Raw genomic sequence first — 25,966 nt, 5'->3', positions numbered from 1 at the left:
GCGACCTCAGCCCACCTTCGCCTGCTGCGGCAGGTTGCCCTGGATGATCGTGTGGATCACCTCGTCGGCATCATGCAGCTGCTTGGCATACACGTCGGTGTCGAACACCGTACCCTTGGCCGGGGCGCTCGGCAGCACTTCACCCTTCTGGTCGCGCAGGCTCACTTCGGCCTTCATCGACAGGCCGATGCGCAGCGGGTGTTCGGCCAGCTGCTTGGCATCGATGGCGATGCGCACCGGCACGCGCTGCACGATCTTGATCCAGTTGCCGCTGGCGTTCTGCGCCGGCAGCAGCGAGAACGCCGAGCCGGTACCCAGGCCCAGGCTCTGGATGCGGCCCTTGTACTTCACGTCGCCGGCGTACAGGTCCGACTTCAGCTCCACTTCCTGGCCCAGGCGCATGTGGCGCAGCTGGGTTTCCTTGAAGTTGGCCTCGACCCACATCTGCTCGGTCGGCACCACGGCCATCAGGGCATTGCCCGGCTGCACGCGCTGGCCGACCTGCACCGAACGACGGGCGACATACCCGGTGACCGGCGCGACGATGCCGGCGCGGGCGTTGTTGAGGAAGGCTTGGCGCAGCTGTGCGGCGGCCGCCTGCACGTCCGGCTGGGTGGCGATCACGGTGTCGTCGACCAGCGCGCGGTTGCGCTCGACGGTCTCGCGCGAACCGGCCACGGCCGCTTCGGCAGCAGCCAGCTCGTCACGCGCGTGGGCCAGTTCTTCGTTGGAGATGGCGCCGGTGGCGGCCAGGTCCTTGCGGCGGGCGTAGTCTTCGCGCACGCGCTTCAGGGTCACCTGGCGGGCGTTCAAGTCTGCCTGCGCGCCTTCCACGCTGCGGTACAGGCCTCGAGTCTGGCGCACGGTCTTGGCCAGGTTGGCTTCGGCCTGCTGCAGCGCCACTGCGGTGTCGGACGGGTCCAGCTGCACCAGCAGCTGGCCGCGCTCCACGCGCATGCCGTCATCGGCGTTGATGGCAACCACGGTACCGGCCACCAGCGGGGTGATCTGCACCTGGTTGCCCTGCACGTAGGCGTCGTCGGTTTCTTCGAACCAACGGCCGAACATGAAGTACCACAGTGCCAGTGCGGCAAGCAGCAGCACGACGATCACGAACAGGCCGCGCAGCAGGTTGCCGCGGCGGTTGGAGGCGGCCGGGGCCGCGGTGTCTTGGGTCTGGCTCATGGCGGAGGTCTTCAGGAATGCGAGGAATCGGAATGGGAGGCGATCGGTGCGCGGTCGGCGTCAGCGGGCTGGAAACCACCACCCAGCGCCTTGCTCAGGCGCACCGAGGTCTGCACCTGCTGCGATTGCAGGCCGGCCAGCTGCTGCTGCGACTGCAGCAGGGTGGACTGCGCGGTCAGCACGTCCAGGTAGCTGCCGATGCCGGCGCGGTAGCGCTGCTGGGCCAGGTCGAAGGCCGAGCGGGCGGTGTCCACCGCCTGCTGCTGCGAGTGCGCCTGCTGTGCCAGCGAACGCACCGCGTTGACCTGGTCAGCGACATCGCGCAGTGCGTCGAGCACGGTCTGGTTGTAGTTGGCCACCGCCAGGTCGTACTGCGCATCGGTGTTGGCCAGGTTGGCGCGCAGCTTGCCGCCTTCGAAGATCGGCAGGCTCAATGCCGGGCCGATGTAGGCGAAGGTGGAACTGCTCTTCAACAGATCGCCCACGTTCGGGGCAACCACGCCGGCCAGTGCGGTCAGGTTGAAGCTGGGGTAGAACTTGGTCTTGGCGACCTTGATCTGCTTGTTGGCCGCTTCCACGCGCCAGCGTGCGGCGACGATATCCGGGCGACGGCCCAGCAGTTCGCTGGGCAGCACGCCCGGCAGCTGCAGCGCCATCGGGTTCAACGGCTGCGGGCGCTGGATCGACAGGCCACGGTCCGGGCCTTTGCCAACCAGTGCGGCCAGCGCGGTGCGGGCGGCGTCGATGCGCTGCTGCGCGGCCAGCACCTGCTGCTGCGCGGCCGGCACGCGGGCCTCAGCCTGGCGCACCTGCAGATCGCTGTCGATCCCGGCGCCGCGGCGCTGGCGGGTCAGCTGCAGCGACTTCTGCGAGCGGCTCAGTTCTTCCTCGGCCACGTCGTTGAGCTGCCATGCGTAAGCCAGGTCGGCATAGGCCTGGGCAATACCGGTGGACAGGTTCAGGCGTGCGGCCTGGGCTTCGACGGTGGCGGCATGCGCGCCATCCACCGCAGCTTCCCAGGCAGCGCGCTTGCCGCCCCATAGATCGACGCCGTAGCTGAAATCGAAGGCGACCTGGCTGCTGCCGCCATAGCGACCGCCCATTTCACTGCCGACCATCGACTCGGGCAGGCGCAGGCCGGTGTAGCCACCGGACACCGACAGGCTGGGCAGCTCATCGGCGCGTGCGGCGCCGACCTGGGCCTGTGCCTGGCGCAGGCGCGCATCGGCGGCATCCAGGCTCGGGTGGCCCGCCAGGCCCTCGGCAATCAGCGCGTCCAGCTGCGCATCGCCCAGCGCCTTCCACCAGTCCTGCGCCGGGAAGCCGGTGGCGCTCAGATCGGTATCGGCCAGGGTGCGTTCGCTGTGCAGGCTGTCCACATCAAGCACGTGGCCCTGCGGGTTGAGGCCACGGCTGCTGGCGCAGGCGGCCAGGGCCAGGGCCAGCGCTGACACCAGCAGCGCGCGCCCGGACCGGCGGAGAGTGGAATGCGGGATCGGGTTCATGGGGTCGTCAGGGAATCGCGGATTCGGGTAAGGAGGGACAGCAGCAGCGTGCGTTCGTCGGCGGAAAGATCACGCAGGGCGTAATCCATCACCGCGTCGCCGCGCAGCTTCAACCGCGCCCACAGCGCGCGGCCTTCATCGGTCAGCACGATCTGCAGCGCACGCCGGTCCTGCGCATGCGGTTCGCGGCGGACGCAGCCCAGTGCCTCGAGCTTGTCCAGCAGGCGGGTGACTGCGCTGGGCACCTGGTCGATGGCCTGGGCCAGTTCGTTGGCCGTGCACGGGGCCATGTGCGAGAGCACCTTCAACCCGATGTAGTGGGTGAAGCCGATACCCAGGTCTTCTTCGGCCATGGACGCGTCCAGTTGCCGGACCAGGCCGTCGCGCACCTGGCGCAGCAGCAGGCCGAAGCTGGGGGGAGTGGTTGCAGGACAGATCATGGGGGAGCATTCTCTTCCAAAAAAAAATATTTCTCAATGGAAATATTCGATCTGGCATCGAATGCTGTGTTGCAGCAGCGGGCTGGATCAGTAAAGGCGCCTACCTTAATGATCTGGTCAGGTGGCCCGGTAGTACAATTCAGCCAATGGATGTCACATTTCAGCCAGCGAATATGATGAACAAGGCAGAAATCCCCCCTTCCAAGCGCCTGCTCAGGGATGACGCACTGGACTGGTTCGAGCGCAATGACGGCCCACCGATTGTCGCCTTCCGCTTTGACAGCCCGCAGGGACTGGTTCGAGAAGTGGACTGGCATCATCACCAGCGCGCGCAGCTGATCTGCGTGGAGCGCGGTCTGTTGACCACCCGCACCTCGCACGGCACCTGGTCACTGGCACCGGGCTCGGCCGGCTGGATGCCGCCACTGGAGCCGCATACGGTCACTCTCGACGGCCCACTGCGTGGCTGGGGCATGGCATTGGCTGCACCGGACTGCGCCCCCCTGCCTTCCGACCCGTGCGTGCTGGGCCTGTCCAAGCTGGCACAGGCGTTGGCCGACCGCATCTGCGAGTGGCCCCAGGGCTACGACACCACGCCCGAGCGCCAGCACATCATCAGCGTGCTGCTGGACGAGATCCGCACCGCGCCGCGCCAGCGCATGCACCTGCCGATGCCGCACGACCGGCGCCTGCTGAAGATCGCCTCACAGCTGCTGGCCGACCCGTCCGACGAGCGCAGCCTGGCCGAATGGGCGCATTGGGCTGGCCTGTCGCCGCGCAGCCTGACCCGTCACTTCCGCGACGAGACCACCCTCAGCTTCGCGCAGTGGCGGCAGCAGGCCCGCCTGTCCGAGGCCCTGCGCCAGCTGACCGAAGGCCGCAGCGTGGCCGATATCGCCCATGCACTGGGTTTCAGCAGCGCCAGCGCCTTCGTCACCGTGTTCCGCCGCCACTTCGGGCTGCCGCCGGGACGCTACCTGGCACGGGCCGGGCATGGCCTGGAAACCGGGCTGGACCCTGCACGTGGCTTGGCATCCCCCGCCGCATCCGGATAATCACAGGATTGCGAGCGGCGACCGCCGTCGCCGCCTCCCGACAACAGGTAACAACGCCGCATGACCGAACTTGCCCGCCCCGTGTTCCACGGATTCGAACAACTGCCGCTGCGCGAGTACGCCGAACGCGCCTACCTCGACTACTCGATGTACGTGGTCCTTGACCGCGCCCTGCCGTTCATCGGCGACGGCCTGAAGCCGGTGCAGCGCCGCATCATCTATTCGATGAGCGAGCTGGGCCTGAATGCCGCGTCCAAGCCGAAGAAGTCCGCGCGTACCGTCGGTGACGTCATCGGTAAGTACCACCCGCACGGCGACAGCGCGTGCTACGAGGCGCTGGTGCTGATGGCCCAGCCGTTCTCGTACCGCTACCCGCTGATCGAGGGCCAGGGCAACTTCGGCTCCAGCGACGACCCGAAGTCGTTCGCGGCGATGCGTTACACCGAATCCAAGCTGACCCCGATCGCCGAAGTGCTGCTGGGCGAACTGGGCCAGGGCACCACCGACTGGGCACCGAACTTCGACGGCACCCTGCAGGAACCGACCTGGATGCCGGCACGCCTGCCGCATCTGCTGCTCAACGGCACCACCGGCATCGCCGTGGGCATGGCCACCGACGTGCCGCCGCACAATCTCAACGAGATCGTCAGCGCGCTGCTGCACCTGCTGGACAACCCCGAGGCCAGCGTGCGCGACCTGTGCGAGCACGTGCAGGGCCCGGACTATCCATCCAGCGCCGAGATCATCACCGCGGCCAACGACCTGCGCACGATGTACGAGACCGGCAACGGCAGCGTGCGTGCGCGTGCGACGTTCGCCAAGGAAGCCAACAACATCGTGGTCACCGCGCTGCCGTTCCAGGTGTCGCCGTCGAAGGTGATCGAGCAGATCGCCGCACAGATGCGCGCCAAGAAGCTGCCGTGGTTGGAAGACATCCGCGATGAGTCCGACCACGCCAACCCGGTGCGCGTGGTACTGGTACCGCGCTCCAACCGTGTCGATGCCGAGCAGCTGATGGGCCACCTGTTCGCCACCACGGACATGGAGCGCAGCTACCGCGTCAACCTCAACGTGATCGGGCTGGACGGCCGTCCGCAGGTGAAGAACCTGAAGATGCTGCTCAGCGAATGGCTGACCTTCCGCAGCAACACCGTCACCCGCCGCCTGCAGCACCGCCTGCAGAAGGTCGAGCGCCGCCTGCACCTGTTGGAAGGCCTGCTGGTGGCCTTCCTCAACCTGGACGAGGTGATCCACATCATCCGTACCGAGGACGAACCGAAGGCAGCGCTGATCGCGCGCTTCGGCCTGTCCGACGACCAGGCCGAGTACATCCTGGAAACCAAGCTGAAGCAGCTGGCGCGCCTGGAAGAGATGAAGATCCGCGGCGAGCAGGACGAGCTGGCCAAGGAGCGCGAGAAGATCCTTGGCATCCTCGACAGCAAGGCCAAGCTGAAGAAGCTGATCCGCGACGAACTGACCGCAGATGCCAAGAAGTTCGGCGACGCGCGCCGTTCGCCGCTGGTGCAGCGCCAGGCCGCGCAGGCCATCGACGAGACCGAGCTGGTACCGAGCGAGCCGATGACCGTGGTGCTGTCGGAGAAGGGCTGGATCCGTGCCGCCAAGGGCCACGACGTCGATGCATCCGCCCTGTCCTACCGTGATGGTGACGCCCTGCAGGGCGCGGTGCGTGCGCGCAGCACGCAGCAGGTCGCGTTCCTCGACAGCGAGGGTCGCGCCTACTCGACGCCGGTGCACACCCTGCCCTCCGCGCGTGGCAACGGCGAACCGCTGACCGGCCGCTTCTCGCCGGCAGCGGGCACCAGCTTCGTGACCCTGGCCAGCGCCGAGCCGGACACCCGCTTCGTGCTGGCTTCCACCCACGGCTACGGCTTCGTCACCCGCTTCGAGAACCTGATCGGCCGCAACAAGGCCGGCAAGGCGATGCTGAACCTGTCGGCCGGCTCCACGGTGCTGACCCCGTCGGTGGTGGCCAACGTCGCCACCGACCGCATCGTGGCGGTGACCAGTTCCGGCAACCTGCTGGCGATCGCCGCCAACGACCTGCCGGAACTGGACAAGGGCAAGGGCAACAAGATCATCGAGATCCCGAAGGCCAAGCTCGCCACCGAACGCGTGGTCGCCATCGTGGCGATCAGCCCGGGGCAGACCCTGCAGGTACGCAGCGGCCAGCGCATCATGGGCCTGAAGTTCAACGAGCTCGACGCTTACCTCGGCGCCCGCGCCACCCGCGGCCACCTGCTGCCGCGCGGCTGGCAGAAGGTGGAAGGGTTGTCGGTGGAGTAAGGGCTGGGGCCCTGCCCCTGCGGGTGTCAACCTTTGTTGACACGCCTTGCCGGAGATCAGGCACGAAAAAGCCGGGGCATTCCCCGGCTTTTTTGTTGTCGGCTGGCGGGCGGCGGAACGGCTGGCTGGCGTAGGCTGGCTGGCGGTGCTCCGGTGCTGGCGGGCGACAGAACGCTGTGCTTCGTCTGGTAGAGCCGACTGTTAGTCGGCTGCTTCTGCCTCTGGTAGAGCCGACTGTTAGTCGGCTGCCGTTTGGAGAGCGGCCGACTAACAGTCGGCCCTACCGGATCGGGGTGCCGGCTCAGTGCGCCGGGGCGCCGCTGCCGTCGATCTTGCTCAGCTGGTACAGCTCCAGGCCGATGCGCTTGATCAGGCCCAGCTGCTGCTCCAGCCACCAGGCGTGGTCTTCCTCGGTGTCCTTCAGCTGCGCCAGTAGGATGTCGCGGCTCACGTAGTCGCCCTTCTCTTCGCACAGCTTCATGCCGGCGGCGAGATTGTTCCGAACCGCGTATTCAGTGTCGAGATCCTTCTGCAGCATCTCTTCCACGGTCTTGCCCGGCTCAGTGGCATGCGGGCGCATGTCCGGATCGCCGCCCAGGAACAGGATCCGGCGCAGCAGCGCATCGGCGTGCTGGGTTTCCTCTTCCATCTCGTGGTTCAGGCGTTCGTACAGCGCGAACAGGCCCTGGTCCTCGTAGCGGCGGGAATGGATGAAGTACTGGTCACGGGCAGCAAGCTCGCCGCGCAGCAGTTCCTTCAGGCAGGCGATGACGTCCGGGTTGCCTTTCATGGGGGGCTCCTGTGAATCGATGTGACATAGGGTGCCGCATTTCAAAATACGGTGATCTAATCGGAATCAGTCGCAGTTGCGCCTGCGGCTACAATCGGCCCACGAGTTCGGAAAGGACGTGCGATGCGACGTACATGGCGTTGGGTGCTGGGCGTGTTGATCGCCATCGTGCTGGTCACCGCACTGGTCCTGTGGCTGCTGCTGCGCGGCAGCCTGGCCGACCTGGACGGCGAGCATGCGCTGCCGGGGCTGGCCAAGCCGGTCACCATCGAGCGCGATGCGCTGGGCGTGGTCACCATCACTGCCGGCAGCCAGGCCGACGCGATGCGCGCACTCGGCCGCGTGCATGCGCAGGAACGCTATTTCGAGATGGATCTGATGCGCCGCAGTGCCGCCGGTGAGCTGTCAGCGCTGTTCGGACCCAAGGCCATCGACGCCGACAAACGCATGCGCGTGCATCGCCTGCGCGCACGCACCGAGGCGAATCTGCAGGCCGCGTTGGGCGACAACGGCGCGGCCGTGCGTGCCTATGTCGACGGTGTCAACGAAGGGCTGTCCGGCCTTTCCGTACGGCCCTGGGCGTACCTGCTGCTGCGGCAATCGCCGCAGCCCTGGCAGGCCAGCGACAGCGTGCTGACCGGTCTGGCCATGTACGCCGACCTGCAGGACCCGAACAACCAGACCGAGCTTGCGCTCAGCCGCATCCGCGCGGTGGTGCCGCCGGCGCTGTACGCGCTGATCGCCCACGACGGCACCGAATGGGATGCGCCACTGTTCGGCGAACCGACCGGCAACGCCGCCCTGCCCGATGCCAGCCAGCTGGATCTGCGCACATTGAAGGCGAAACCGAGCACCGAGCAGGAAGAGGCCGATGTCATCGGCAGCAACAACTTCGCCGTGGCCGGCGCGCTCACCGCCGACGGTCGCGCGATCGTCGCCGACGACATGCATCTCGGCCTGCGCGCGCCGGGCCTGTGGTTCCGCGTGCGCCTGCGCTATCCGGACCCGCAGGCGGCCGGAGGCCAGGTTGACGTCACCGGCTTCTCGCTGCCCGGCCTTCCGGCGGTGATCGTCGGCAGCAACGGGCACGTGGCCTGGGGCTTCACCAACAGTTACATCGACACCGCCGATTACCGCGCTGAACCGGCCAACGCCGCAGTCACGGTGCATGAAGAGCGCATCGCCGTGGCCGGCCAGGCCGACGTGCTGTTGCCGGTGCGCGAAACCGACTGGGGGCCGATCCTGCATACCCATGCTGATGGCAGCGGCGATGCGCTGCGCTGGGTCGCACACCTGCCCGGCGCGGTGCGCCTGGACTTCGGTGACCTGGCCCGCGCCGGTGACCTCGACGGTGCACTGCACTTCGCCGACCGTGCTGGCATTCCCGCACAGAACCTGGTGCTCGGCGACCGCAGCGGGCGCATCGCCTGGCGCCTGATCGGCGCCCGCCCCGACCGAGGCCCCGGCTGTGCACCGGCCGGCTTCACTGCGGCCAGCAACCAGGATTGCGCGCCGTGGCCGATCCGCAGCGATGCCTCGCCGGCACTGATCGATCCCCCCAACCATCGCCTGTGGACCGCCAACGGTCGCGTCCTCGACGGCGAAGCACTGGCCAGCGTTGGCAATGGCGGCTATGACCTTGGTGCCCGGGCGCGGCAGATCCGCGACCTGCTGGCAATCCAGGAGCGCTTCGACGAGCACGACCTGCTGGCGATCCAGCTCGATGATCGTGCAGTGTTCCTGCAGCGCTGGTGGGCGCTGCTGCACGACGTCATCGAACGTAGTGACGACCCTGCGCTGAAGCGTTTGAAGGCGGTCAGCCATCAATGGGGCGGCCGCGCTTCGGCCAGTTCGGTCAGCTACCGGGTGGTGCGTGAATTCCGCACGCAGGTGATGGCGACGTTGTCCGATGCGCTGCTGGCACCGGCCAACGCGGCACTGGGCGATGACTATCTGGACCCACGTCTGGCGCAGCTGGAAGGCGTGGCCTGGCCCATGCTGCAAGAGCGTCCGGCCAATCTGCTGCCGCCCGCCTTCGATAGCTGGGACGCGTTGCTGATCGATGCCGCCCGCCGTACCGAGAGCGAGCTGTCCAAGCAGGGCCCTCTGGCCAAGCGCAGCTGGGGCGAACGCAATACTGCGGCGATCTGCCATCCCATCGCCCGAGCGTTGCCCGACATCGCCAAGCGCTGGCTGTGCATGCCCGCCGACCGCCTGCCCGGCGACCGCGACATGCCGCGCGTGCAGACCCCCAACTTCGGGGCCTCCGAGCGCATGGTGGTTTCACCCGGCCACGAGGCCGACGGCATCGTGCATATGCCCGGTGGCCAGAGCGGGCATCCGCTCTCGCCATACTGGGGCGCCGGCCACGAGGACTGGGTGCATGGGCGGCCGACGCCGTTCCTGCCCGGCACGGCGCAGCACTCGATGACGCTGGTGCCTGCACGTTGACGATCGGGGGCAGATCCCCTTTCCAAGGTAGAAAAGGAACCTGCCCCCTGCTATTGCCGGCCAGCGGCCGGCGCTAGGCCAGCGCCTGTTCGTGCACGCCGGCAATCGCGCGGCCAGAAGGATCTGCAGCCGCAGCAAAGCTGGCATCCCAGGCAATGGCCGCTGGCGACGAACACGCGATCGACTTGCCGCCCGGTACGGTCTCGGCCGCCGCGCGGCTCGGGAAGAACTGCTCGAACAGATGGCGGTAGTAGTACGCCTCCTTGGTCTGCGGCGGGTTGTGCGGGAAGCGCTTGTCGGCGGCGGCCAGCACGCGATCACTGACCTGCGCCTCGGCGTGCGCCTTCAGCCCGTCGATCCAGCCATAGCCGACGCCGTCGCTGAACTGCTCCTTCTGCCGCCACAGGATGCTGTCCGGCAGGTAGCCATCGAACGCCTCGCGCAGCACCGCCTTCTCGATGCGGCGGCCACCAAAGCCGGCGCCGACCATCTTGTGCGCGGCATCGAAGCGCATCGCCACATCGAGGAACTCACGGTCCAGGAACGGTACGCGCGGCTCCACGCCCCAGGCCATCATCGACTTGTTGGCACGCAGGCAGTCGTAGTTGTGCAGCGCGTCGAGCTTGCGCACCAGCTCGTCGTGGAATTCACGCGCGTCCGGCGCCTTGTGGAAGTACAGGTAGCCACCGAAGATCTCGTCGCTGCCCTCGCCGGACAGCACCATCTTCACCCCCATGGCCTTGATCCGCCTTGCCAGCAGGAACATCGGCGTCGATGCGCGGATGGTGGTGACGTCGTAGGTCTCGATGTGGCGGATCACTTCTGGCAACGCGTCGAGGCCTTCCTCGAAGGTGTATTCGAAGCCGTGATGCACGGTGCCGAGTGCCTCGGCAGCGATCGCCGCGGCCGCCAGATCGGGCGAGCCCTTCAGGCCGATCGCGAACGAGTGCAGGCGCGGCCACCAGGCTTCGGTCTGCCCACCATCCTCGATGCGGCGACGCGCGTAGCGTGCGGCAACTGCCGCCACCAGCGATGAATCGAGGCCACCGGACAGCAGCACGCCGTACGGCACATCGCTCATCAGCTGGCGTTCCACCGCGTGCTCGAATGCCTGGCGCAGCTCGACCAGATCGGCCTGGCGGCCTTGTACGTCGGCATAGTCGCGCCACGGTTGCTGGTAGTAGCGCACCAGCTCACCGCCGGCACTGTCGAAGTAGTGGCCCGGCGGGAACTGCGCGACGTCGGCACAGGTATCGACCAGTGCTTTCATTTCCGAGGCTACGCGCAGGCGCCCCTGGGCATCGTGGCCCCAGTACAGCGGCACCACACCGACCGGGTCGCGCGCCACCAGCACGCGTCCACTCTCACGGTCCCACAACGCGAAGGCGAAGATGCCGTTGAGCTGTTCCAGCCACTGCGCCGGCGAGCCGCCTTGGCGGTACAGCGCGTTGATCACCTCGCAGTCCGAGCCGGTCTGGAAGTCATAGGCGGTGGTCAGCGCCGCCTTCAATGCCTGATGGTTGTAGATCTCGCCGTTCACTGCCAGCGCCAGCTGGCCATCGGCCGACAGCAGCGGCTGCGACCCACCGGCCGGGTCGACGATGGCCAGCCGCTCGTGGACCAGCAGCGCACCTTCGTCGAGGTACACGCCGCTCCAGTCCGGACCACGATGGCGCTGGCGCTGCGACAGTTCCAGCGCATGGCGGCGCAGGGCCGGAAGATCGTCACCGGCCTGCAGGCCGAAGATTCCGAAGATCGAACACATGGGGGAGCTCCTGTTGGGGAATTTCACGGGTGGGAAGGTGTTCGACCGGCCATCCTGGCCCGGGTGGGGCTGCGCCCGGGCACAAAAAAACCCGCATCGGCTGATGCGGGTTTTCTGGTGTCCGGGCGTGTGTTGCTGTCTATCTACCCAGGGCGCAGTCCCGCATCGGCCGCGCACGATTATTCGCGCGCAGATTATTGCGGTTGTTGTTATTGACGGCGGTGGCCAGGTGGATCGACATGGCATCGACCCTACCCCGGTTTCCGGCGCGGTGCAACAGTTGCGTTAGCAACCACGCCTGGAGCGCATAATGGCGCGCCCTGAACCGTGTAACAGGAATGCAACAGCGCAATGGACGCACCGGGGCACTGGCCGCCCTGCTCTGCCTGGGCCTGGCGGCCTGCCAGACCCTCCCCCCGCCTTCTACGCTGCCGCAATCCCAGCAGCAGGCATTGGAACAACGCGGAACCGACGGCAGCTTCGAAGGTGCCTTTGATGCCGCGGAAACCTTCGAGCGCTTCAACGATCCACGCGCCATCGCCTACTACGAGCGTGCCGCAGCGATCACCCCCTGGACCTTCCACAACACCAAGGCGGAAGAAGCACTGGGCCGGATCTGGATCTCCGGCACGCTGCGCCATGCCGACGGCCCCCACATCAACCCGGCACCGGTGCTGCACGCATCCTGGCGACGTGGCGAACGCGCCTATCTGGCAGCTGCCAACCATGGCAATCCCTACGCGTTCTTCGGGCTCGCCAAGGCCTATCGTCAGCGTGGCGACGCGCAACAGGCGCTGCGCTGGGACCTGCGCGGAATGATCTACGAGCGCTACCCCAGTTCATCGTCACGGCTACCGGATGCGGTGGCCGCACAGGGTGACACCGTGCATCCGCTGCTTGCGCAGATCCAGCGTCGCGCCGAGCGTGGCGATGCCGAAGCGCAGGTGGACCTGGGCGCGCTGCTTGAGAAAGGCATGGGACTGCCGCGCGATCCGGCGCGTGCGCTGCAGCTGTACCAGCGCGCCGGTGAGAAGGGCAATGTGTTCGGCCAGTACTTCGCCGGGCTGCTGCTGGGCCGCAGTGCGCCAGGGGTGGAGAAGGACACCGAGGCGGCGGCACGCTGGTTTGCCAAGGCCGATGCGCAGCACTTCTACATGGCCGCGCCGGGTTACTGGAAGAAGGCGGTCGAGCCGCCGTTCTTCCTTTTTTCGGAATAGTGGAGCCGGGCCATGCTCGGCTGCTCCTGCCGGTAGACATCAGCCGAGCATGGCTCGGCTCTACAGGAAAGCGGTGCCGGCGAAAGGCGTGCCGACCAACGGTCGGCACCCGCCGTCGCAGGTTACGCCAGCAGCCGTTCCACCAGACGCTGGTACAGACCCGGCAACGCTTCCAGATCGTCCACGCGCACGTTCTCGTCCACCTGGTGGATGCTGGCGTTGACCGGCCCCACTTCGATGCACTGCGCACCCAGCGGCGCGATGAAGCGGGCATCGGACGTGCCGCCGCCGGTGCTTTCTTCCGGGGCACGGCCGATGTGCTCGGCCAGCACCGCACGCGCGGTGGCGCGCAGTGTGCCTTCCGGGGTGTAGAACGGCTCGCCGCTGCGATGCCACTTCAGCGCGTACTGCAGGCCGTGCCGGTCCAGCAGTGCGGTGATCTCCGCCTCCAGCTTCGGCGCGTCCCAGTGCGGGTTGTAGCGGATGTTGAAATCCACCTCCAGCTCGCCGGGAATGACATTGTTGGCGCCGGTGCCGGCGTGGATGTTGGAGACCTGCAGGCTGGTCGGCGGGAAGCTTTCATAGCCCTCGTCCCAGCGCCGCGCGCTCAGTTCAGCCAGGGCCGGAGCGGCCTGGTGGATGGGATTGCGCGCTTTCTCCGGATACGCCACGTGGCCCTGCACGCCCTGCACGCGCAGCTTGGCCGACAGGCTGCCACGACGCCCCACGCGCAGCAGGTCGCCCAGGATCGCGGTCGATGACGGCTCGCCGGTGATGCACCAGTCGATGCGCTGGCCGCGCTCGGCGAACAGGCGCGCGACGTGGCGCACGCCATCAATGGCGTCGCCTTCCTCGTCGCTGGTCAGCAGCACCGCCAGCGTACCGGGGTGATCGGGATGCGCGGCGACGAACTGCTCGGCGGCGACCACGAACGCGGCCACGCTGCCCTTCATGTCGGCGGCGCCACGGCCATACAGCACCCCATCGCGGATCTGCGGCGTGAACGGGTCGCCGGTCCAAGCCTCGCGCGGACCCGTCGGCACCACGTCGGTATGGCCCAGCAGTACCAACACCGGTGCGCCTTGGCCGTGGGTCGCCCACAGGTTGTCGACGTCGCCCAGGCGAAGGTGATCGCACTGGAACCCGGCCTGCTTCAGGCGTGCCGCCAACAGTGCCTGGCAGCCAGCATCATCGGGGGTCACCGAGGGCCGTGCGATCAGTTCGCAGGTCAGGTCGAGGACCGCGCTCATGCGTCACCCACACCGAAGCGGGCCTTGAAGCCGTTGTCACTGAAACCCTGGCTGACCGTGCCATCGGCAGTGACCACCAGCGGACGCTTGATCAGTTGCGGGTACTCGCGCAGCAGCAGCTTCCATTCGGCTTCGGAATCAGCGGCCTTGCGGTTGTCCGGCAGCTGCCGCCAGGTGGTCGAGGACTTGTTGACGATCGCGGCCAGGCCACCCAGCTGCTCAGCCCACGCCACCAGTGTTTCCGGGCTGGGCTTGTTGTCGCGGTAGTCGACGAAGGTGTACGGCATGCCGAAGCGGTCCAGCCACTTGGTCGCCTTCTTGCAGGTATCGCAGTTCTTCAAACCGTAGACAGTGGTGCTCATGGCCATCTGTGATGCTGGAAAACAGAGGGTCAGAATCTCACAACAGGCGCTCGGACACGACCCGGAACGGGACCCGTGGCAGCCGGAAGGCCAGCCCCTCGTGCAACGCCACGCCCATCGCCTGCAGGCGCGGGCACTGCAGTTCGTCTTCCAGCTGCAACGGCTGCAGGCGGTCGATCTCCACCGGCAGCGCGATACGGGTGCTGGCCCAGCGGCGATCACAGGTGCGGGCGATGGCCTCGTCCTGGCAGGTCAGGAAGCGCAGCAGGGCCTGATGGCCACCGAAGGCAGCCGTCCACGCCGCGTCCTCCCAGCCCGCTGCGGCCTGCCACTTCAGGTGCAGCCCAGGCGCACTGCCCTGCCCGCCTTCGATCAGGGTGTACCCACCGCCATCGGCGCGCACCACGTGCTCGAAGCGCCCGGACAGGTGTGGCTGCATGGCATCGCTGAAAGCACGCGCGCCGGCGACGAAGGCCAGCTGGTCCATCACGTTGCGGTCGAACAACACCACCGGTGTCCCGTCCGGATCGTCATCACGGCGCAGGTACCAGCGCCAGTTGCTCTGCCTTGGGGACGGCATCAAGGAACGCAGTGGCCCGGCCAGCGCCGGCCCGAAGTGGCCGTGGCGGTAACTGAGGATGGTGTAAGGCGTACATCCGGCATGGACCACGTAATGATGACCCGACGGAGGCGTTGGTGCGTGGCGCACGTCGACCCACCAGCTCACGTAGACCACGTCGCGCACATCACTGGCCAGCGCCGGCATCGGCCAGCGCCGCGACAGTGCGCGGCGCAGCCAGGTCCAGCGCGGGGCGTGCAGCAGGCGCGGCAGCATCCGCCCGAACAGGGTGTCCGACGGATGCTGGTAGATCGCGGACTGCGCCAGGTCCTCCGGCGCAGTCACCTTCAGTCGGCCAGGCCGCGCAGCAGGTCGTTGACGCTGGTCTTGCTGCGGGTCCTGGCATCAACCTGCTTGACGATCACCGCGCAGTACAGCGAATGGGTACCGTCCTTGCTCGGCAGCGAGCCGGACACCACCACGCTGTACGGCGGGATGTAGCCGTAGGTGATCTCGCCGGTGGCACGGTTGTAGATGCGGGTGCTCTGGCTGAGGAACACGCCCATGCCGATCACGCTGTGGTGACCGACCACCACGCCTTCCACCACTTCCGAACGCGCACCGATGAAGCAGTGGTCCTCGATGATGGTCGGGCTGGCCTGCAGCGGCTCCAGCACGCCACCAATGCCAGCGCCACCAGACAGGTGGCAGTGCTGACCGATCTGCGCACAGGAACCGACGGTGGCCCAGGTATCGACCATGGTGCCTTCGCCGACGTAGGCGCCGATGTTGGTGAAGCTCGGCATCAGCACCACGTCCTTGCCGAAGTAGGTACCGCGGCGGGCGATCGCGCCGGGTACCACGCGAACGCCGCTACGGCGGAACTTCGCCTCGTCATAGCCGGCGAAGCGCGATTCGACCTTGTCCCAGAACGGCGCCGGGCGGGCGTCGACCACGGCCATGTCGTTGACGCGGAAATACAGCAGCACGGCTTTCTTCAGCCACTCGTTGACCTTCCAGCCACCCTGGCCGTCCGGCTCGGCGACGCGGAACTCGCCGCTTTCCAGGCCGTCGATCACGCGGTTGACCAGCGGCTTGGTCGAGCCTTCCAGCTCATGCAGGGTCAAGGTGGCGCGGCGCTCGAAGGCACTCTCGATGCCGAACTTCAGTTCTTCCACGCCTGGGGCCGACGGCTTGCGCAGCGACTTGCGGGCGATGGTTTCGGCGCGGACGGCTTCGGCGCTCCTGGCCGGCGCCGGCTTCTTCACAGCACGCTTCACCGCAGCCGTTTTCTTCGCCGGGGCCTTCACCGCAGCAGCCTTCTTCGGCGCGGTGGTCTTCTTCGCGGCCGGTGTGGCGGCAGCAGGTTTCCGGGCCGCTGCGCTCTTGGGGGTCGCGGCGGTCTTCTTGGCGGGCTTGGTGGCCATCAGGCGGGGTCTCCGGCGTTTCGATCAGGGTCCAGGCAGGCCAGCATCGCGTCATGCAGCTGCTGCCGGGCAGGTTCAGTCAGGGGGAGGTCGTGTTCGTCACTGATCACGAAGGTGTCTTCGGCGCGTTCGCCGAACGTGGCAATGCGCGCATCATGCACGCGCAGGCCCTGGTTGCGCAGAACGAACGCCACATCGGCCAGCAGACCGGGGCGGTCGGGGGCGACCAGGGCAAAACGGGTTGCGCCGGGCTCATCGCGGAACTCGATGCGCGGGGCGAAGCGGAAGTGCCGCAGCTGCCGTGGCACCACCCGGCGTGACGGCCGCAGGCGCGACAGGTCACCGCTGAGTGCCTCGCGCAGCGCCGCTTCCAGGTTGGCACTGCTGCCATCGGCGAAGGTATCGGCCGGGTTCACTTCGAAGGTATCGAAGATGGTATCGGCCGGACCATCCAGCACGCGTGCGCGGTGGATGCCGTAGCCCTTGCGGTCCAGCGTCATCACGATCGCGGCGAACAGGCCGTCGCGGTCCGGCGAATGCACGAACACTTCCAGCGCCGGATCATCGACGCTGATCCGGCGAACCTTCACCAGCGCCTGGCCCTGCTTCACCGGCACCAGCGCGGCGGCCTGCCAGGCCAGCTGCTCAGGGCGCAGGCGGATGAAGCCCTCATCCGGCATCACCGCGAACTGGCGGTCGATGGTGGCATCGTCGTAACCCCGTTCGCGCACCAGCGCGCGCACGCTGTCGCGCGCCTCGGCCACGCGCTCGGCCGCCGGCACCGGGTGCTCCAGCCCCTCGCGCAACGCGCGCCGGGTGGCGAAGTACAGGTCGGCCAGCAGGCGGTCCTTCCATGCATTCCACAGCTTGGGGCTGGTGCCGGCGATGTCGGCGCAGGTCAGCAGGTACAGATAGTCGAGGCGGTCACGGCTGCCGACCAGGGTGGCGAAGCGATGGATCACCTCCGGGTCGGCGATGTCCTGCTTCTGCGCGGTCACCGACATGCGCAGGTGCTGTTCGACCAGCCATGCCACCAGCTCGGTATCGGTGCCACTCAGCGCATGCGCATGGCAGAACGCACGTGCGTCCACCGCCCCCAGTTCCGAGTGGTCGCCACCACGGCCCTTGGCGATGTCATGGAACAGGCCGGCCAGCAGCAGCAGTTCCGGCTTGCGCAGGCGCGGCCACACTTCGTGCGCGATCGAGAAGCGCTCGTCGGCACGGCTGCTGGCAAACAGGCCGATGTTGCGCAGGACCATCAGCGTGTGCTGGTCGACGGTGTAGACATGGAACAGGTCGAACTGCATGCGCCCGCTGACCTGGGCGAAGGCGGGAATCCACTGGCCAAGCACGCCCAGCCGCGCCATGCGCGAGAGCGTATCGACAGGCCGCTGGCCGCGCAGCAGCGCCAGGAACTGTTCGCGCGCATCGGCATCGGCCTGGTCGTAGGCCGGCAGCAGCGGTAGCGCTTCAGCCAGCGCGCGCGCGGTCAGCGAATGCAGTCCACGCACCTGCGGATTGTTGGCCCAGCTGGCAAACAGCGCGAACACCTGGCCGATATCACCGCGCGGCCAGTCGGCCTCGTTGGCGGCCAGGTAGCCACGGCGCAGGGAGAAGCCCACGGTCAACGGCTCGGGCTGCGCCTCGCCGTCGAACTGCTCCTCGAAGCGCTGCAGCAGGCGGTCGCTGATCCGGCGCACCACCAGCGCGGCGCGGTAGAAGCCCTGCATCATCTTCTCGACACCGAGGTTCTCGGCATCGTCTTCGAAGCCCAGGCGCGCGGCCAGGGTCTTCTGGTAATCGAAACGCAGGCGCTCTTCCGGGCGGCGCGCGACCAGATGCAGGCCGAAGCGCAGCCGCGCCAGCACCGCACGTTCGCGCTTCAGTGCTGCCGCTTCGTCGGCGCCCAGATGGCCGAGCCCGACCAGCGCCTCCAGGTCACGCACGCCGAAGGCACGCAGTGCCATCCAGCCCAGCGTGTTCAGATCGCGCAGGCCACCCGGGCCATCCTTCAGGTCAGGCTCCAGGTTGTCGGCGGTGTCGCCGAAACGCTGGTGGCGGTTACGCAGCTCTTCCAGCTTGGCCAGGAAGAACGCGCGTGCCGGCCACAGTTCCCGATCGTCGATGGCCTCGCGCAGCGCGCGACGCGCCACATCATCGGCCAGGATCGGGCGCGCCTCGATTAACGCGGTCAGCACGGTCTGGTCCGCCGCCGCCTCGCGGCACTGCGGCGCCGAACGCACCGCATGGCTGACCGCCAGCCCGCAGTCCCACAGCAGTGCAAACAGGCGTGCCAGGGCGGATTCGTGCGCCAACTGTGCCGGCGGATCGCCGAACACCAGCAGGTCGATGTCCGATCGCGGGAACAGTTCACCACGACCGTAGCCACCCACCGCGAACAACGACAGCCCACTATCGGCCGGCAGGCAACGCTGCCACGCCAGGCGGATCAGATGGTCGGCGGCACGCGCGCGCAGCGCCAGCAGGCGCTCGATGTTGTCGCCCTGGTCGAAGCGGCGGTACAGGCGCGCGTCGGCCTGCTGCAGCGCCTGGCGCGCGGCAGCAGCCCAGTCCGGGTCGTTGAGCGACGCGGCCGGCGTGTCCAGCAGCGAACTCGCCGGCAGCATCTTCAGGAGACCTGCGACTCGCCCGGCGACAGGGTCAGCACGTCCACGCCGGTCTCGGTGACCGCGATCATGTGCTCCCACTGTGCCGACAGCTTGCGGTCCTTGGTCACCACGGTCCAGCCATCCGGCAGCACCTTGTTGTAACGGGTGCCCTCGTTGATCATCGGTTCGATGGTGAAGGTCATGCCCGGCTGCAGCACCAGGCCCTGGCCCGGGCGGCCGTAATGCACCACCTGCGGCTCATCGTGGTAGACCTTGCCGATGCCATGGCCGCAGTACTCGCGCACCACGCTGAAACGCTCGCCTTCGGCGTAGCTCTGGATGGCATGGCCGATGTCGCCCAGAGTGGCGCCCGGACGCACCGCACGGATGCCACGCCACATGGCTTCGTAGGTGGTTTCCACCAGGCGGCGCGCCATCACCGACGGGGTGCCGACGAAGTACATGCGGCTGGTGTCGCCGTGCCAGCCATCCTTGATGACGGTGACGTCGATGTTGATGATGTCGCCATCCTTGAGCACCTTCCCTTCGCTGGGGATGCCATGGCAGATGACGTTGTTGACCGAGGTGCACACGGTCTTCGGGAAGCCGCGGTAGCCGACGTTGGCCGGAATGGCGCCCTGCACGTTCACGATGTGGTCGTGGCAGATGCGGTCCAGTTCCTCGGTGGTGACACCGGGCTTGACGTGTGGGGTGACGATGTCGAGCACTTCGCTGGCCAGGCGGCCGGCGATTCGCATCATCTCGATTTCCTGCGGGGTTTTCAGATTCACGCTCATGGCCCCCATTATCGCCGATCCGGCCGCAATCTGAACGAACGCCACCCAACTGGCGATCCGGGCCATGCACAGTTCCGGCAAGGAAAGTGAAAGCGTGATGGCATCCGCTCTTTCGACTGCCTATTTATCACGGAATACAGACACTTGCGCCTCCTAAGCTGGCCTTGCAGTCATCAAAGCGGCGCCGAGCGTGCCGTCTTCGCCTTGTTCAACGGACCTTCGGGTCAGGGAGGTTGTCCATGCGATTCCCGCTTCGTTCCCCGCTTGCCTGGACCTTGGCCGGGATCCTCCTGTCCAGCCCGGCCCTGGCCGCAGACACCACCACATTCAACGTCACCCTGGTGGTCACCAAGGCCTGCACCATCACCGCGGCAGCGGCCACGAACGTCGATTTCGGCACGGCGGCCTCGACCACCGCCACGCCAACCCTCGGCCAGGGTACGGTGACCGCGCAGTGCTCGGCACTGACCCCCTACACGATTGCGCTGAATGCGGGCGCCAATGCCGGTACCGCCAATGACGTCACCACCCGGCGGATGAAGAACACCAATGCTGCGGTGACTGCCAACAACTATGTCGGCTACCAGCTCTACCAGGATGCCGCGCATACCCTGGTCTGGGGCGCCACAACCGGCACCAACACCCAGGCGGGCATCGGCACCGGCCTGGCCGTGCCGTACATCGTCTACGGCCAGATCCTGAACCTGAGTACCAACAACCCGGCCACCGGCAACTACCTGGATACGGTCACCGCCACGATCACCTATTGATGGAGCACGCCCGCATGGCCGGACCCCGCCCGTGGCGCGCCACCGGCGTGGCGCTGCTCGCCCTGTGCCTGCTGGCGGCCGCTACGGCAGGTGCCACCAGCCTGCAGGTCGCCCCCACCAGCCTGCAGCTGGAAGCCCGCCAGCGTGCCGGCGAGCTGTGGCTGACCAACAGCGGCACCTCGCCGGTGAAGCTGCAGGTGCGGGTCTTCCGCTGGGTGCAGCAGGGCGGCCAGGAGCAGCTGCTGCCCACCGACGAACTGATGGCCTCCCCGCCGATGCAGGAGCTGGCGGCCGGCCAGCAGCAGCTGGTGCGGGTGATGCGTCCGACCCGCGAGCCACCGGTCGCGCAACAGCATTACCGTCTGATCGTGGACGAGGTGCCGGACCTGGCCACCCGTGCCGAGGGCATGCAGTTCGTCCTGCGCTACTCGATTCCGGTGTTCGTACAACCCGCGTCCGGCAAACTCGCCCCGCAGCTGCAGGCGCGCCTGGTGACGCTGGATGATGGCCGCAACGGCGTCGAGGTGGCCAATTCGGGCAACAGCTATGCACAGATTGCCGATCTCGCACTCGGCAGCGCCACGCGTCCGCGCATCGTGCATCCCGGCCTGCTGGGCTACGTGCTGCCCGGGCAGGTGATGCGCTGGCCGATCGAGCGCATGGCGATCGACCGCGACAACGACCAGATCACGGCCAAGCTCAATGGCGAGTCGGAACAGACGCCACTGTCGCCCCCATCGGCTCGCTGAGGCGTTGATGGGCGCGCTGCTTGCTGCCCTGGCTCCTGCGGCGACCGAAGCCGCCGATGTGTCCGGCGCAACGGCCACCGGGGCCGCCGACGTATCCGGCATCTCCGCCGATGCGATCCTGCCGCCCCCCACCCCGCTGACCGCCAGCCAGACGCTGTACCTGGACGTGTCGCTCAACAGCACCCCACGCGGGCTGCTTCCCCTCATCGAGAACCGCGGCCGCCTGCAGGCCAGCCCCGAGGTCCTCCGCCAGCTCGGCTTCAACGCCAGTGGCGATGCACCGGTCTACCTGGACCAGATCAGCGGCGCGGTGGTGCGCTACGACGCGCACCTGCAGACCCTGGCGCTGGACGTGCCACTGGACCAGCTGACCCTGCCGACCACCGTGCTCAGCCGCCCGCAGACGCGCGCACCCGCCGGCAGCGCCTCGCCCGGCGTGCTGCTCAACTACGACCTCTACGGCAGCCGGGTGGACACGCTCGGCAACCTCAGCCTGAGCTCGGAGCTGCGCCTGTTCGGCATCGGCGACGGCACCTTCGAGAACACCGCGATCAGCCGTCGCTACCAGCAGCCCGGCGACCGTCGCTGGCGCGGCGAAAGCGTGCGACTGGATACGCGCTGGCGCCTGGATTTCCCCGACCAGGCGATGACCCTGGAGGTGGGCGATTTCTACAGTGGCTTCGTCGACTGGACCCGCCCGGTGCGTCTGGGCGGCCTGCAGATCGGCCGCAACTACGGGCTGCAGCCCTATCGCGTCCTGACCCCCACGCCCAGCTTCCTCGGCCAGGCGGTGGTGCCGTCCACGGTCGAGCTGTACGTCGATGGCCTGCGCCAGTACAGCGGCCAGGTGCCGGTCGGACCGTTCCAGCTGGCCGCGCAGCCCGGCATCAGCGGCACCGGCAGCGCCCAGGTGGTGGTCACCGATGCGTTCGGCCGCATGCAGACGCTGGACTTCAGCTTCTACGGCACCCAGCAGCTGCTGGCCAAGGGGCTGTCGGACTGGTCGGTCGGCGTCGGCCACCTGCGCGAGGACTTCGGCCAGCGCTCCTTCGCCTACGACGACCGTACCGTGGCCAACGCCAGCTGGCGCGGCGGCATCAGCGATACCTTCACCGGCGAAGCCCATGCCGAAGGCGGCGGCGGCCTGGCCCAAGCCGGGATCGGCGGCTGGTGGCTGCTGGGCGGTGCCGGCGTGTTCAACGCGGCCTATGCACACAGCAATTACCACGGCCTGCAGGGCGGGCAGTGGGCACTGGGCTACAGCTGGAACAACCGCCGTCTCAACTTCAACCTGCGCAGCGTGCGCAGCCACGGCGACTACCGTGACCTCGGTGCGCTGCAGGGCAACCTGCCGCCGAGCGTCAGCGAACAGGCCACGGTCGGGCTGGATCTGCTGCGGCTGGGCACGCTCAGCGCCAGCTACCTGCGCCTGCGCTATCCGGATGGCGAGGACAACCGCTACGCCAACCTGTTCTGGTCGCGCAGCTGGAGCCAGCGCTGGTCGGCCTACCTGTCGGTGAACCAGAACCTGGACCAGAGCAACGACCGCAGCATCTATCTGTCACTGACCGCCAGCCTGGGCAACAACCGCCAGGCCAGTCTGTCCAGCCAGCGCAACGGCGACAGCCAGAGCTGGGTGGCCGACGTCACCCAGCCGGTGCCCGGTGACGGCAGCGCTGGCGGTGTCGGCTGGCGTGCACAGGTACGCCATGGCGAGGACGGCAATGGTGGCCTGGCCGAGGTCGGCATTCTCAATGACATCGGCCGCTACTCGGTCGGCGCCTCGCGCCAGGGCGGGCTCAACTATGCCTACGGCAGCGCCAGTGGCAGCCTGGTCTGGATGGGCGGGCACGCGTTCGCCACCCGCGAGGTCTCGGACGCGTTCGCGGTGATCAGCACCAACGGCGTCGGCGGCGTGCCGGTGCGGCTGGAGAACCGCCTGATCGGCGTCACCGATGATCGCGGCCTGCTGCTGGTCAGTCCGCTGCTGTCCTGGCAGCGCAACCGGGTCTCGATCGACACGCTGGATCTGCCCGAGGACATGCGTGCCGATCGCATCGAGGACTGGGTGACGCCGCGCCAGCGTGCCGGCACGCGATTGACGTTCCAGCTGCGCTCGCGTCCATCGTTGAGCCTGACGCTGCAGGACATGGACGGAAAACCACTGGAAGTCGGCAGCGAGGTGCAGCTGCCCGATGGCCGCCGGGCCACTGTCGGCTATGACGGCCTGCTGTACCTGGAGGACGTCGCTGCCGGCAGCGTGCTGTACATCACCACCAGTCGTGGCCAGTGCCGGGTGAAGATGCCCGACCTGCCGAAGGTTGTGGCAGCCGGCGCGCGACCGAAGCCGGCACCGCTGGCGTGCATCCCGGAGGTAGCGCCATGAGGACGTTGCTGCTCGGCCTGCTGCTGGTCCCAGGCCTTCTGGCGGCAGCACCGGCCCGCGCCGTCGCGGTGTGCGCCGCCATCGCGGATCCGACGCTGCCGTTCGGCAACGTCAACAGCAATGCCCCCGGTGCGACCACCGGCACGCTCAACATCACGGTGACCTGCACCACTGCCGCGCTGAGCGTGCTGGCCACTACCGGCGTGCGGGTCTGCGTGGGCATCGGCGCCGGCAGCGGCGGCGGCAGCAGCTCCAGCTGGCGGACGATGAAGACCAGCACCAGCGACAGCATGAACTTCCAGCTCTACAACACCTCCAACTTCAGCCAGGTGACGGGGTTGACCCCGCGCGGCTCGCCGCCGGCGCAGGAGTTGACCTTGACCTACAACGTGCCCGTGACGGGTGGCAGCGGCACGCAGACCACGCAGCTGTCCGCGCAGATCCCCGCCAATCAGATCCTGGCGTCAGGCGCCTACAGCAGCGCCTTCAACGGCGCCAACGTGGTGCTGACCTGGGCCTGGAACGAGGTCCTGCTCGGCAATGCCACGGTGCCCGCCAACTGCAACGGCGGCGCCACCGGCACCAACAGCATCAGCAATGCCTTCAGCTTCACCGCCACCGCCAACGTGCTGCCGCAGTGCGGCAGCTACGTCACCACCAACATGGACTTCGGCAACGTCACCGGCGGCATTCCCGCCAACATCGACCGGACCGCCACCTTGACCCTGACCTGCCTGAAAAACACGGCCTACCAGGTCAGCCTCAACAACGGCCAGAACAACCCCTCCGCCACCAGCACGCGGCGCATGGCCACCACCATCGGCGGCAGCACCTACTACCTCACCTACGAGCTGTACCGCAATGCCGCGCGCAGCCTGCGTTGGGGCGATACCCTCAACGTCGATACCGTTGGCGGCACCGGAAGTGGCAGCGCACAGCAGCTGACCATCTATGGCCGGGTGCCGCCGGTCACCGGCCAGCCCCCGGCCGGCACCTACAACGATCTGGTGCAGGTGACCATCACCTATTGACCATCATGCCGACCAACGGTCGGCACCCACCAAGCGCCTCCTGGCAGGTGGATGCTGGCCGTCTCCTGGTGGACCCACGCCATGGCTGGATGCTGGCATCACTCCTGCGCCAGGCGCAGTCGACTGACAGTCGACTCTACAGATTCGGCCGATCCAGCCGATACCGCGCAACGGGTCCTACAGCACGGTGGATGGCAGGTGGTTCGCGCATTTCTGATCGGGGCGATGCTGGTCGCCAGTACGCCCGCGTGGGCCGATCCCAGCAGCAATGCCCTGCAGATCCGGCTGATTGTGGTCGAGGGCTGCAGCGGTGATGCCGGCAGCAACCACTGCCCCGCACCCCACCAGCGCAGCGACACACCGCAACTTCCGCCCCAGGTCCGCGAGCTCGCGCCTCCCGTTGACAACGAAGACACGACGTCCGCCGTGACCGTCATCTACTGATGCGTGCACTTCTGACCCTGCTGGCGATGCTGCTGGCGTTGCCTGCCGCGGCATTGGACCTGTTGCCGACCACACTGCAGCTGCCCACCGAAGGGGGGCATGGCGAGCTGTGGCTGTACAACCCCGGCCCCGGCCACTGGCAGGGAGAAGTACGGATCCTGGCCTGGGAACAGCAGGCCGACGCGGAGACGCTGCGGCCCAGCGACCAGATCCTGGCCAGCCCCACCCGGCTCGACATCCCGCCCGGCATCCGACAGCGCATCTGGTTGCTGCCGCGCCAGCCTGCCCCCGTTGCCACCGAACGGGCTTACCGGGTCGTGCTCGCCCCCGGCGCCCCCGGCCTGGCGCGCTACTCGCTGCCACTGTTCCGGGGGAATTCCGGGCCACTGGCACAGCCACGACTGCATGCCGGAATCGAGCCCCATCCGTCGCATCCATCGTTGCGATTGAGCAATACCGGTAACCTGCACGCCCGCCTGAACGATCTCGCCTACATCACCAGCGACGGCCAGCGCACCCTGCTGCTGCCGGGTCTGGCCGGGTATCTGCTGGCCGGCCATGAGCGCCGCTGGGCCCTGCCCGCCCGCGCTGATGGCTACGCCGGCGGCCATTTCCAGGCCCGGCTGCAGGACGGCCGCGTGGTCGATCTGACCGCACCGGACCCGGCCATTGCAGCGAGCGCTCCCAGCGGGCTATAATCGACCGGATCCCTGCTGCCTGCGTGCGCGGGAACCCGTCCACACCGGACGTCACCGGTGAATCCACACCTGCTGCCCCCATCCGTGCCGGGGTGCTCCGCAAGGAGTTCGGCCACGGAGGCAACAGGGAAGCCCAACCCCGGAACCGATCGCGCTTCCACGCGTCCCGCAT

Annotated in this window: 21 protein-coding genes; 10 read left to right on the top strand and 11 right to left on the bottom strand. The window is 67.7% G+C overall.

The features are described 5' to 3' along the window. Positions 1-6: 6 nt before the first annotated feature. Genes emrA through emrR form a run of 3 tightly spaced genes read right to left on the bottom strand, consistent with a single transcriptional unit; the run spans position 7 to position 3,130 of the window. Positions 7-1,185, bottom strand: coding sequence for a multidrug efflux MFS transporter periplasmic adaptor subunit EmrA (emrA, locus tag FQS62_RS07345; protein ID WP_088479681.1), 1,179 nt, complete (start codon positions 1,183-1,185; stop codon positions 7-9). Positions 1,186-1,196: 11 nt separating this feature from the next. Continuing rightward, entirely contained in the window at positions 1,197-2,690 is a 1,494-nt protein-coding gene (gene emrC / locus FQS62_RS07340; RefSeq protein ID WP_107379342.1) for a multidrug efflux transporter outer membrane subunit EmrC, read from the bottom strand. Next, positions 2,687-3,130, bottom strand: a complete 444-nt coding sequence (gene emrR, locus FQS62_RS07335) for a multidrug efflux system transcriptional regulator EmrR (protein WP_005408766.1) — start codon at positions 3,128-3,130, stop codon at positions 2,687-2,689. Before emrR ends, emrC begins: the two co-directional genes overlap by 4 nt. A gap of 173 nt (positions 3,131-3,303) precedes the next feature. On the opposite strand from emrR, the gene FQS62_RS07330 reads away from it, so the two are divergent. Continuing rightward, positions 3,304-4,185, top strand: coding sequence for a helix-turn-helix domain-containing protein (locus FQS62_RS07330; RefSeq protein WP_049447784.1), 882 nt, complete (start codon positions 3,304-3,306; stop codon positions 4,183-4,185). Positions 4,186-4,245: 60 nt separating this feature from the next. After that, positions 4,246-6,489 carry a DNA topoisomerase IV subunit A gene (gene parC, locus FQS62_RS07325; protein ID WP_049447783.1) on the top strand — a complete coding sequence of 748 codons (2,244 nt, stop codon included), beginning with the start codon at positions 4,246-4,248 and terminating at the stop codon, positions 6,487-6,489. Between the two features lie 301 nt (positions 6,490-6,790). On the opposite strand, the gene bfr is transcribed toward parC, so the two are convergent. Further along, positions 6,791-7,279, bottom strand: a complete 489-nt coding sequence (gene bfr, locus FQS62_RS07320; RefSeq protein ID WP_005415872.1) for a bacterioferritin — start codon at positions 7,277-7,279, stop codon at positions 6,791-6,793. Between the two features lie 123 nt (positions 7,280-7,402). Between bfr and FQS62_RS07315 the strand changes: the two genes are divergently transcribed. Beyond that, positions 7,403-9,730 carry a penicillin acylase family protein gene (locus tag FQS62_RS07315; protein ID WP_208043894.1) on the top strand — a complete coding sequence of 776 codons (2,328 nt, stop codon included), beginning with the start codon at positions 7,403-7,405 and terminating at the stop codon, positions 9,728-9,730. Positions 9,731-9,803: 73 nt separating this feature from the next. Here the strand turns inward: FQS62_RS07315 and asnB are convergent, their stop codons facing one another. Next, entirely contained in the window at positions 9,804-11,495 is a 1,692-nt protein-coding gene (asnB, locus tag FQS62_RS07310) for an asparagine synthase B (RefSeq protein WP_049447781.1), read from the bottom strand. Positions 11,496-11,833: 338 nt separating this feature from the next. Between asnB and FQS62_RS07305 the strand changes: the two genes are divergently transcribed. Continuing rightward, positions 11,834-12,712 (top strand): tetratricopeptide repeat protein, encoded by an 879-nt coding sequence (locus FQS62_RS07305; protein ID WP_208043895.1) that lies wholly within the window; start codon positions 11,834-11,836, stop codon positions 12,710-12,712. Positions 12,713-12,834: 122 nt separating this feature from the next. Here FQS62_RS07305 and dapE read toward each other — a convergent pair whose 3' ends face one another. The 6 genes from dapE to map are packed head-to-tail and all read right to left on the bottom strand — an operon-like array spanning position 12,835 to position 19,782. Then, positions 12,835-13,962 carry a succinyl-diaminopimelate desuccinylase gene (gene dapE, locus FQS62_RS07300; RefSeq protein ID WP_154348737.1) on the bottom strand — a complete coding sequence of 376 codons (1,128 nt, stop codon included), beginning with the start codon at positions 13,960-13,962 and terminating at the stop codon, positions 12,835-12,837. Beyond that, entirely contained in the window at positions 13,959-14,330 is a 372-nt protein-coding gene (locus FQS62_RS07295; RefSeq protein WP_180839123.1) for a Spx/MgsR family RNA polymerase-binding regulatory protein, read from the bottom strand. The genes dapE and FQS62_RS07295 overlap by 4 nt, the downstream gene beginning before the upstream one ends. A 31-nt stretch (positions 14,331-14,361) precedes the next feature. Next, positions 14,362-15,228 carry a hypothetical protein gene (locus FQS62_RS07290; protein ID WP_049447779.1) on the bottom strand — a complete coding sequence of 289 codons (867 nt, stop codon included), beginning with the start codon at positions 15,226-15,228 and terminating at the stop codon, positions 14,362-14,364. A 2-nt stretch (positions 15,229-15,230) separates the two neighbouring features. Beyond that, entirely contained in the window at positions 15,231-16,310 is a 1,080-nt protein-coding gene (gene dapD, locus FQS62_RS07285; protein WP_049447778.1) for a 2,3,4,5-tetrahydropyridine-2,6-dicarboxylate N-succinyltransferase, read from the bottom strand. After that, positions 16,310-18,937 carry a [protein-PII] uridylyltransferase gene (locus FQS62_RS07280; protein WP_049447777.1) on the bottom strand — a complete coding sequence of 876 codons (2,628 nt, stop codon included), beginning with the start codon at positions 18,935-18,937 and terminating at the stop codon, positions 16,310-16,312. The genes dapD and FQS62_RS07280 overlap by 1 nt, the downstream gene beginning before the upstream one ends. A 2-nt stretch (positions 18,938-18,939) precedes the next feature. Beyond that, complete coding sequence (gene map / locus FQS62_RS07275; RefSeq protein ID WP_014036515.1) at positions 18,940-19,782, bottom strand: type I methionyl aminopeptidase; 843 nt, start codon at positions 19,780-19,782, stop codon at positions 18,940-18,942. A 173-nt stretch (positions 19,783-19,955) separates the two neighbouring features. Here map and FQS62_RS07270 point away from each other — a divergent pair, with 173 nt between their 5' ends. The 6 genes from FQS62_RS07270 (at position 19,956) to FQS62_RS07245 (ending at position 25,794) form a co-directional block, all read left to right on the top strand. Next, positions 19,956-20,486: a Csu type fimbrial protein gene (locus FQS62_RS07270; RefSeq protein ID WP_049447776.1), complete on the top strand. Its 531-nt coding sequence runs from the start codon at positions 19,956-19,958 to the stop codon at positions 20,484-20,486. Beyond that, positions 20,486-21,235, top strand: coding sequence for a fimbrial biogenesis chaperone (locus tag FQS62_RS07265; protein WP_107379337.1), 750 nt, complete (start codon positions 20,486-20,488; stop codon positions 21,233-21,235). The genes FQS62_RS07270 and FQS62_RS07265 overlap by 1 nt, the downstream gene beginning before the upstream one ends. Positions 21,236-21,242: 7 nt before the next feature. Then, positions 21,243-23,621: a fimbria/pilus outer membrane usher protein gene (locus FQS62_RS07260; RefSeq protein WP_208042880.1), complete on the top strand. Its 2,379-nt coding sequence runs from the start codon at positions 21,243-21,245 to the stop codon at positions 23,619-23,621. Further along, entirely contained in the window at positions 23,618-24,652 is a 1,035-nt protein-coding gene (locus FQS62_RS07255; RefSeq protein ID WP_208042881.1) for a Csu type fimbrial protein, read from the top strand. Before FQS62_RS07260 ends, FQS62_RS07255 begins: the two co-directional genes overlap by 4 nt. 225 nt (positions 24,653-24,877) lie before the next feature. Next, a complete protein-coding gene (locus tag FQS62_RS07250) occupies positions 24,878-25,096 on the top strand; it encodes a hypothetical protein (RefSeq protein WP_049447772.1) in 219 nt (72 codons plus the stop codon). Continuing rightward, positions 25,096-25,794, top strand: coding sequence for a fimbrial biogenesis chaperone (locus tag FQS62_RS07245; protein WP_208042882.1), 699 nt, complete (start codon positions 25,096-25,098; stop codon positions 25,792-25,794). The genes FQS62_RS07250 and FQS62_RS07245 overlap by 1 nt, the downstream gene beginning before the upstream one ends. Positions 25,795-25,966: the final 172 nt, after the last annotated feature.

Source organism: Stenotrophomonas sp. SBJS02 (genome assembly GCF_020428325.2).
In the GTDB taxonomy this organism is placed as follows: domain Bacteria; phylum Pseudomonadota; class Gammaproteobacteria; order Xanthomonadales; family Xanthomonadaceae; genus Stenotrophomonas; species Stenotrophomonas africana.
Note: the sequence above shows the minus strand (reverse complement) of the source record. Positions and strands in the feature narration are given on the sequence as shown.